General features: G+C 56.2%; 10 protein-coding genes and 1 pseudogene. 6 read left to right on the top strand and 5 right to left on the bottom strand.

The genetic code is table 11. The features are described 5' to 3' along the window. Window positions 1–254: 254 nt before the first annotated feature. Window positions 255–1,544, bottom strand: a complete 1,290-nt coding sequence (locus tag R6T97_RS13535) for a class I adenylate-forming enzyme family protein (protein WP_410349822.1) — start codon at window positions 1,542–1,544, stop codon at window positions 255–257. A 164-nt stretch (window positions 1,545–1,708) separates the two neighbouring features. On the opposite strand from R6T97_RS13535, the gene R6T97_RS13530 reads away from it, so the two are divergent. Then, a complete protein-coding gene (locus R6T97_RS13530; RefSeq protein WP_410349821.1) occupies window positions 1,709–1,951 on the top strand; it encodes a hypothetical protein in 243 nt (80 codons plus the stop codon). Between the two features lie 116 nt (window positions 1,952–2,067). On the opposite strand, the gene ettA is transcribed toward R6T97_RS13530, so the two are convergent. Both ettA and R6T97_RS13520 read right to left on the bottom strand, forming a co-directional pair. After that, window positions 2,068–3,723, bottom strand: a complete 1,656-nt coding sequence (gene ettA / locus R6T97_RS13525; RefSeq protein WP_410349820.1) for an energy-dependent translational throttle protein EttA — start codon at window positions 3,721–3,723, stop codon at window positions 2,068–2,070. Window positions 3,724–3,798: 75 nt separating this feature from the next. Next, window positions 3,799–4,647: an MBL fold metallo-hydrolase gene (locus R6T97_RS13520; protein WP_410349819.1), complete on the bottom strand. Its 849-nt coding sequence runs from the start codon at window positions 4,645–4,647 to the stop codon at window positions 3,799–3,801. 88 nt (window positions 4,648–4,735) lie between these two features. On the opposite strand from R6T97_RS13520, the gene R6T97_RS13515 reads away from it, so the two are divergent. Next, window positions 4,736–5,266, top strand: coding sequence for a tetratricopeptide repeat protein (locus tag R6T97_RS13515; RefSeq protein ID WP_410349818.1), 531 nt, complete (start codon window positions 4,736–4,738; stop codon window positions 5,264–5,266). A gap of 71 nt (window positions 5,267–5,337) precedes the next feature. Continuing rightward, complete coding sequence (locus R6T97_RS13510) at window positions 5,338–5,592, top strand: DUF6455 family protein (RefSeq protein ID WP_410349817.1); 255 nt, start codon at window positions 5,338–5,340, stop codon at window positions 5,590–5,592. 53 nt (window positions 5,593–5,645) lie between these two features. Here R6T97_RS13510 and ppk2 read toward each other — a convergent pair whose 3' ends face one another. Further along, window positions 5,646–6,512, bottom strand: a complete 867-nt coding sequence (gene ppk2, locus R6T97_RS13505) for a polyphosphate kinase 2 (RefSeq protein ID WP_410349816.1) — start codon at window positions 6,510–6,512, stop codon at window positions 5,646–5,648. Between the two features lie 145 nt (window positions 6,513–6,657). Between ppk2 and R6T97_RS13500 the strand changes: the two genes are divergently transcribed. After that, entirely contained in the window at window positions 6,658–6,882 is a 225-nt protein-coding gene (locus R6T97_RS13500) for a hypothetical protein (RefSeq protein WP_410349815.1), read from the top strand. Between the two features lie 15 nt (window positions 6,883–6,897). Next, complete coding sequence (locus R6T97_RS13495; RefSeq protein ID WP_410349823.1) at window positions 6,898–7,245, top strand: YigZ family protein; 348 nt, start codon at window positions 6,898–6,900, stop codon at window positions 7,243–7,245. A 1,064-nt stretch (window positions 7,246–8,309) separates the two neighbouring features. Here the strand turns inward: R6T97_RS13495 and R6T97_RS13490 are convergent. Beyond that, window positions 8,310–8,618: pseudogene (locus R6T97_RS13490) on the bottom strand (30S ribosomal protein S12 methylthiotransferase RimO); the annotation flags it as partial. On the opposite strand from R6T97_RS13490, the gene R6T97_RS13485 reads away from it, so the two are divergent. Continuing rightward, on the top strand, window positions 8,574–8,792 hold the full coding sequence (locus tag R6T97_RS13485) for a hypothetical protein (protein ID WP_410349824.1): 219 nt from the start codon (window positions 8,574–8,576) through the stop codon (window positions 8,790–8,792). The pseudogene R6T97_RS13490 and the gene R6T97_RS13485 overlap by 45 nt on opposite strands. Window positions 8,793–8,870 lie beyond the last annotated feature (78 nt).

Below are 8,870 nucleotides of genomic sequence, written 5' to 3'. Positions count from 1 at the left end.
ATATATTGAAAATTTTACTGTCCAGATTCAGCCAAAAGCTGTTTTAGGCAGCATTTTAATAGGCCTATTACTAATTAGCTCAATTTTCTTTTTTAAGCAGGAAGGACAAGCTTCTAATTTAGCCAGCTTGGCAGAGACTCTCGGCCAATTTAACCAGCAAATCTCACAGAGAGTCGCTATTACCTCTCAATCAATCATAGACAAACTCGGTAACAGCTATATTAAGCTGGCCGAGTTTTTAATTCCTGGCTATTCTATAGAACCATCCTATTTAGAAATGCCCAGTCAGGCGCCTTGTTCGCGGACCGGACAATTGCGGCAACCCGCTCTCCGGCGATGGCATCGGGTATGCCGAAACTACAGGCTTCAGCGATATCAGGATGCCTTTCCAGCAGCATATCGACTTCTTCTGCAAGGACCTTGATGCCGGCGACATTGATTTCATTCTTGGTGCGTCCGACCAGCGTCAGGGACTGGTCAGCCGACAAATGGCCCAGATCACCGGTCAGCATGAAATCGTCCATCATGGTGTCGCCTGTCTTGTCCGGATTGCGCCAGAATCCCAGCATCTGACCGGGGCTTTTGACGGCAATCTGGCCTTTGCCCGAACTATGCAAAGTGCCGTCGCGCAGGACACGAAAGACCCCGCCCCAGGGCTGTCCAACATAGCCGTCACCCCGGCCCTGTTCTGCAAATGAGCCGCCGGAAATCCAGTTTGCGGTTTCGGTCATGCCGTAGGTGTTGAAGACCTGTTCGGTCCCGCACCAATCACAAATCTTGCCCCAAAGCTGCAACGACAGCGGGGCCGACCCGACGTGCACGCGCTTGACCGCTTGTTTTGGCGGCGCGGAGGTCGCCAGCACCATTTTCCACAACGAGGGAACGGAACTGAAGAAGGTGATCCGGTTTTTGTCGAGCGTTTCGCCAAAGCTGGCGAGTTCATGCATCTGCACCCGTGGCAAAAGCAAAAGGTGATGTCCGCCATAGAGTGCGGTCAGCGCGTTCCCGATCAGCCCGTGCCCGAAGAACAAGGGCAGCGTGCAAAGCGTATTCTGCAGGTTTGCATGGCCGATCGCGGCGAGGTTTGCAACAAGGCGGTCGCGCAGCCCTGAAATGCTATGGGTGACGCCTTTGGGCACGCCCGTTGTGCCGGATGTCATCAGGATAAGCGCGGCCTCATCAATGTCATGCGGGTGGGGGGGGCTGCCACCAATCTGGGTGATCCGGCCATCCTCAAGCCAGAGCGCGGCACCCGTTGTTGCGATGACGTTCTGCTGCTCCATGTCCTTGATGTCCGGATTGACCATGACCGCACAGGCACCGCACCGCCAGACAGCGAAAAGGCTGACGAGGCAATCAATGGGATCGGTGATCGCGATGACGACGCGGCTGGGGCCCTGTGGAATACGGTCCGCGATGTCCGCTGCACGATCTTCGACAGCCGTCAGGAATGCGTTGTGATCAAGCGTCTTGCCGGTTCGAACGCATGACATGCGCATCGAAGAAGGCAAGTATCGAAGCAGGGCGTCCTGTGATTTGTTCATCGGTCAAAATGCTCGCATATCAATATTTTCTTGCGCCAAAAGATGACATTCATCGTGAAAGCTTCATGTCCCGACCGCAGGCGTGAAACGAGCTTTTGCTTGCCTTAGCCTAGTTTCATGCTTAACAATTTGTAAACATGTGAGTTTAGGGGAAGGAATTAGTTATGCTTAAACGAATGAAAGCCGCAGTCGCCGCGACAACAGCAGTTGTGTTGTCAGGCACCGTCGCATCCGCCGGTGGTCTGTCAGATGCGATTGTAGAGGCACCCGTGATCGTGGAAGATCCGGTCGAAGTTGGCCCCACAGGTGGCAGCCTTCCGGGTTGGGTCATTCCAGCGGCTATTGTTGCCTTGTTGATCGGGGTTGCGTCGAGCAGCGATGATGATGACGGCGAGAAGCGTCGCTAAAACCGGATTTGAACGACTAGCAAGCGAATATTGACCTGAATGGTCTTTGATTGTGGATGGTGAAAAAAAGCGGCGCGTCTAATTCTAGACGCGCCGCTTTTTATGTTTCCCCGCCGTTAGCGCACAAACTTCTTATGCTTCATCCGCTTGGGTTCCAGCGCATCTGCACCCAATCGCGCCTTTTTGTCTTCTTCGTAGTCGGTAAATGCCCCTTGGAACCACTCCACATGCGCGTCACCCTCAAAGGCAAGGATATGCGTGCAGATCCGGTCAAGGAAGAAACGGTCGTGGCTGATGACCACGGCGCAGCCTGCGAAATCGACCAATGCGTCTTCGAGGGCCCGCAGCGTTTCAACGTCAAGGTCGTTGGTCGGTTCGTCAAGCAACAGGACGTTGCCGCCGGATTTCAACAGTTTTGCCATATGCACGCGGTTGCGTTCACCACCCGAAAGCAGGCCGACCTTTTTCTGCTGGTCGCCGCCTTTAAAGTTGAACGCCGAACAATAGGCGCGGCTGTTCATCGATGCATCGCCCAGTTCGATGATTTCCGCACCGCCGCTGATTTCTTCCCAGACCGTGCTGTCTGCGCCGAGCGCATCGCGCGATTGATCGACGTAGGACAGCTTGACCGTGTCACCGTAGTCGACTGACCCTTCGTCCGGTTCGGCTTGTCCGGTCAACATGGAAAAGAGCGTGGATTTACCCGCGCCGTTGGGCCCGATCACACCGACGATCCCGCCGGGGGGCAGGTCGAAGGACAGCCCTTCGATCAAAAGCTTGTCGCCCATCGCTTTTTTCAATCCGTCAACTTCGATCACCTTGGAACCAAGGCGGGGCCCGTTGGGAATGATGATCTGGGCGCGGCCCATCTTCTCGCGCTCGGACTGACCCGCCATTTCGTTATAGGCCGCGATCCGCGCCTTGGATTTGGCTTGCCGTGCCTTGGCACCTTGCCGCATCCAGTCAAGTTCGCGTTGCAGCGTGCGCTGCTTTGACTTGTCGTCCTTGGCTTCGCGTTCAAGCCGCTTGGCCTTGGCTTCCAGCCATGAGGAGTAATTGCCTTCGTGCGGGATGCCCGAGCCGCGATCCAGTTCGAGAATCCAGCCGGTAATCGCATCAAGGAAATAGCGGTCGTGGGTGACGATCAGGATGGTGCCTTTATAGTCGGTCAGGTGCTGTTGCAGCCATGCGATGGTTTCGGCATCCAAGTGGTTGGTCGGCTCGTCAAGCAGCAGCATGTCGGGCGCATCAAGCAGCAGTTGGCACAGCGCGACGCGGCGTTTTTCACCGCCCGAAAGCGTGGTCACGTCAGCATCATCCGGCGGGCAGCGCAGCGCCTCCATTGAAATGTCGATTTGCGCGTCGAGATCCCACAAGTTCTGGCTGTCGATCTGGTCTTGCAGTTCCGCCATCTCTTCGGCGGTTTCCTCGGAATAGTTCATGGCGACTTCGTTGTAGCGATCAAGGATCGCCTTTTTGTCGGCCACGCCCAGCATGACGTTTTCGCGTACGGACAGGCTGTGATCGAGTTCGGGTTCCTGCGGCAGATAGCCCACGCGTGCGCCTTCGGCGGCCCATGCTTCGCCTGCGAAATCCTTGTCTTGCCCCGCCATGATCCGCATCAGGGTCGATTTACCGGTGCCGTTCACACCGACGACGCCGATCTTTACGCCGGGCAGGAAGTTCAGCCGGATGTTTTCAAAGACCTTTTTACCGCCGGGATAGGTTTTTGACACGCCGTCCATGAAATAGACGAATTGATTTGCAGCCATAAGGGGGAACGCTCCACTAAAATCTGGGTTTTGCCTTAGATAGCGATGGTGCAGGGCAGGGGCAATGGGTGAGGGTCAGAGCGTGATCTTCATGCCGTCTTTGCCAAGCGAAAGTGGCCCGTCCCAGTGCTTGCGTACCTGCGTTTGCCAATGCTGGTCCGTGAAATCGGGGTCGCCGTCGGGGACAAAGTGGTTCAGTGCCAGTTGTTTCACGCCTGCGTCCCTTGCGATACGCCCGACATCGGCGGCATCGGTGTGGCTGCGCAGGATGTGGGTGCGTAACCGTTCGTCGCCGTTGGTCATACGCGCGCAAAGCGCCTCGACGCCATCGCGCAGCATGGCTTCGTGGACCAGCAGATCCGCACCGTGCGCGAAATCCGCCATTTCCGGCATATAGGCGGTGTCGCCGGACAGGACGACCGCTTTGTCGCTGGTCTCAAATCGCAATGCATAGGTGTCGGTGATCGGGGGGTGAACGTTGCGCATGGTGCGCAGCGTGATCGCGCCGAAAGTCATAGTGTCCTGCAGGGTCCGGATATCCGCAAGACTGCCAAGATCGCAGCGCCCTTCGTCACGGATGCGCAGGGCGATGTCGAAGGCCATGCTGTCCTGAAACCCTTGCCAGTAGTTGTTCAACCCTTCGGGGCCGATCACGGCGACGGTACGGTTCAGACCGGCGGTCCATGCCGTGTGAAATAAGGGGCCGAGTTCCAGATAGTGATCGGAATGAAGGTGGGTAATGACGATCAGGTCAATGTCGGTCAGGGCCACACCCTGATCACAAATCCCGCGCGTAACCCCAAGACCCGCATCCACAAGAATCGTCTTGCCCGCAAGCTGCAGCAGCATCGCTGTCGGCATGTTGGAACCGGGGCGAATGGCAGGGCCGCCCTTGACGCCCAGAAGGGCAAGGCTGTCAGACATGGGTTGGTCCTTTGTTTGCGTGTTTGTCGCACCATCTTGTCACCATAAGGAACAAAGCTAACTCATCGTCAACCGATAGGAGAGAGACATGCGCCTGACGACCCTGACCCTTGCCCTGTTTCCAATGGCCGCCATTGCCGCCGGTGGGGGCAGTGAAGTTGCCCCTGCACCGTCCGAAACCACGACGACCTGCGCGGAAGGCCTTGTCTGGGATATCGCGACGCAAAGCTGCATGGACCCTGCAGAAAGCAGCAACGACGACAGTGCCCGTCTGAAGGATGTGCGCGAACTGGCTTACGCAGGATATTATCAGGCAGCACTTGATGTGCTGGACACGCTGGAAAATCCGCAGGCCCCCCTCGCGTTGACATATTACGGGTTCGCGCACCGCAAGGCGGATCGGGTCGAGCTGGGGATGGCCTATTACACTGCGGCAATTGATGCCGATCCGGATAACCTGCTGGCGCGGTCCTATATGGGGCAAGGGCATGTGGCGTCGGGCGAAATGGTTCTGGCGCAGGCGCAACTGACCGAAATAAGGATGCGCGGTGGCCGCGATACATGGGCCGAAGCATCGCTGATGCAGGCGATCTCCACGGGTGTGGGGCGGTCCTACTGACTTGATCCAGCGCAAAGACCGCCCCGTTGCGTGTTGCTACGAAAGTATCAACAACAACCGGAGGATCAAAAATGCAAACCTTGGGCGACGCACGCGAACATTTTTGGCGTGTCATCAAAATGGCCAAAGCCTGCGATGTCGATTTGTCGACGGCACTGGATGAAGACAGGATCAATATCGCCGAATATTCCGATATGATTACCGGCTGCCGCGGTTGCGTGCAGGTTGAACGCTGTGACAAGCTGCTTGCGGATATGCCCCGTGTCGATCAGGCGCCGGAATACTGCGTCAATCGCGAGACATTCTCGGAATTGCGGCAGGGCTGACACTTCATCACTGACGAAACAAAAAGGCGCTGCAATCCGCAGCGCCTTTTTTATTATGTTTTCACCCGCCGTGTGTCGGGATGCAATGCCGTACCCAGAATATGATCGGCGTGGTGGATCACCTTCTTCGCGCTGCCCACGATCTCGGGCTGGGGGGCTTGGGCAATGGCGTGATCCTTGCCGGGATAATCGAGCGTTGACAGGAAATGGCGCATGCAGTTCAGGCGGGCGCGTTTCTTGTCATTGGATTTCACGACGGTCCAAGGCGCGTCGGCGGTATCGGTGTAAAAGAACATCGCTTCCTTGGCCTCGGTGTAATAGGCCCATTTATCAAGGCTGGCCTTGTCGATCGGTGACAGTTTCCATTGTTTGAGCGGATCGGTTTCGCGTGCGGCGAAGCGGCGCTTTTGCTCGTCCTGCGTAACCGAGAACCAGTATTTATAGAGGCGGATGCCCGAGCGTGTCAGCATCCGTTCAAGTTCCGGCGTCTGGCGCATGAATTCAAGGTATTCTTCGGGCTCGCAAAAACCCATGACCCGTTCAACACCTGCGCGGTTGTACCAACTGCGGTCATAAAGGACCATTTCACCCGAGGTTGGCAGATGTTCGATATAGCGTTGGAAATACCATTGGCCGCGCTCCTCGTCGGTGGGTTTGTTCAGTGCCACCACGCGCGCCGCACGCGGGTTGAGGTGTTCGGTAAAGCGCTTGATCGTGCCGCCCTTGCCTGCCGCATCGCGCCCTTCGAACAGGAGAATAAAACGCTCGCCTGTTTCCTGGGCCCAAAGCTGCACTTTCAAAAGCTCGGCTTGGAGTTCGGCTTTTTCCGCCTCGTAGGGACGACGCGCCAGTTTGGGCAGTGACGTTGGCCTGCGGCGTCTGGGCTGTCTTGGCTTGGCATCCACAGCGGTGTCATTCATGTCCCTCTCCTTTTTCGCTTGGCTGAAGTCTGGCAGAGCATGGGGCCGGTTGCCTTGATGTGCGTCAAGGGTGCGACAGTGCGCGCGTTGAAAAATCACAGCACTTGGCTAATATTGTTTCATTACAAAACCGCAGGAGGACATTATGCGTCTCACAGTACTTGCCCTCGCTATGCTGCCGATGGCCGCATTTGCACAGAACACCACACTGCCCGCCCCGACAGAGCCTGTGGCCCAGGGTCAAAGCTGCCCTGCCGGCACTGCATGGTCGGACGCCGCCGGCGCTTGCGCCGCAGTCACCGAAGCTGCCACGCCGGCGAACGGCAAGAGCGGTTGCGGCTACAGCGCGGCACGCGAGGTCACATCCTGATCCGAGGGCAGTGACCTGAAGATCATCGAAAATGCACTGCGCGACCGCGGATCGAAATACGCGGTCGCCGGAGGGACTGTTGCGTCTGCCGAGGAAGCGCGGAACTTTGTCAAAACGTTGTGCCGCCGCAAGAAATTCGCGAAGGCGACGCATAACACTTGGGCGGTACTGCTGCCCGACGGCCCGCTGAAAAACGACGACGGTGAAAGTGGCGCAGGAATCGTGATCCTGCGGATGCTGGAGCGTGAGGGGCTGGAAGGCCACATCATCGTAGTGACCCGCTGGTTCGGCGGTGTAAAGCTGGGCGGGGACCGGTTTCGCCGCGTGCAGGATGCGGTGCGGGTTTATTTGGATGGGATGTAGGGTGGGTGAAACCCACGCGCGTGGGTTTCACCCACCCTACGGGATCAATGCGAGGGCAGCGGCTGACAAAGCAAGCCAGACCCTCCGATACGCATCGTGTGCAACATCAGGGCAGCGCCCGAGCCGAGCAGGAGTTTGGTTCAGCGAACTTCGCGTCGCTGAACCATATTTTATTTACTTCTGGCCCTTCTTTTCATCTTGGCCAAGTACTGAAGCTGCTAACTTTTTGACCTCTGCAGGTGTTGGTTTTTTTGAACCAGAGAGCACCTTTGACGCAAGTGTTGAGAGCGCCGATGAGCTTTGCTTCTTCGCCATCTTATGACCACCCCTCAAATTTCTGAGGCCGGACATCGGCGAAACTATGTCCATTGACTACCTCTGACACACGTCCTTGATTGATCGCTCCGAGACAAGCAGAGATTTGTGCTTGGTTCAGCGGGGTATTGAGCCAAAGCCACTTGATATACGCGGCGAGTTGCTTGTTCAACTTTGGGCTGCTGTTCTTTCGTTTTGGTGCAATTAGGAATCTCCTTCTTCGGCTGTGACGGCTCCCAAAAAAACGCAAAATAAGTTGCGCTCGGTTCCATCGCGTGCAACAAAGAAGTCGCAAAACAGTGCTTCGTTGCACGCGATGGTTCCTCGTCGGAGCCAAACTCCACCTCATTGGCTTGTGCCGGTGAGGTGAAGTTGTTTCAAATTCGCGCATCTGACCCTTGTGGGTCAACGGCTTTTTAACACAAAATGTGGATTAATTCAGTTGACTGTGCCGCACCCATACGTCGGTTCGGCTAGTCCCGTGACTCACGTCTAGGTTTACCCACAGGTTGTACCGCCGACCTTATCTGCAAAATTCGGTGCTTTATTAATGGCTTGCGTAGCATCGCTCATAACGTTGGTGTAATCCGTTTTATGCTACTCATCAATTTCGCATGTTGAAGGAAAATGTGAGAAAAACTCCATTTTTCTTAAAGCCTTAGTCCTGAAATAGACGAAATGTACGAATTTTTTCGAGAATGCCTTAATTTCGCCCTACTTTTTTTGTGCATCATCAAATGATTCGTCGACTATTCGCCTAAAGCCCCCCACAAATCATACTCCCCCGCTTCCTCAACCGCGACCTTAACCACATCACCCACGGGCACCCCCTCAGCCCCCTCATCAATAAACAAATTCCCGTCCATCTCGGGGCCATCCGCCCATGTCCGGCAGGTTGCGATGCCGTCCTCGTCGATGTCGTCCACGATGACTTCCAGCGTGCGTCCGACCTTGGCCTCCAGTTTCGCCGCCGAGATCGCCTGCGCCTTTTCCATGAACCTGTCCCAGCGGTCTTGTTTGACTTCTGGCGCCACATGGTCGGGCAGGGCGTTGCTGCGTGGCGCAGCGTATTCGGGCAGTACCGTGCGCCAACCGGAGTGAGCAGCAACCCGTCAAACCGTACGGAAGGGCTTGAAGAGTTGCGCGAGCAGGTCGATCTGGTGAGCACGGCACTTGGCCGTCGTCTGAAATTTCTCGTGGGCAAACCGGGGCTCGACGGACACTCCAGCTAACTTAAGGCTAATTGAAGATGGGAGGTTTGGGAAAAATAAAATGAAGCTCATGGTGTCCCAGAATGAGCCATTTATTCC

It is taken from the genome of Yoonia sp. (assembly GCF_046498525.1).
Taxonomy (GTDB): Bacteria; Pseudomonadota; Alphaproteobacteria; order Rhodobacterales; family Rhodobacteraceae; genus Yoonia.
This window is presented reverse-complemented; position numbering and strand designations above follow the sequence as displayed.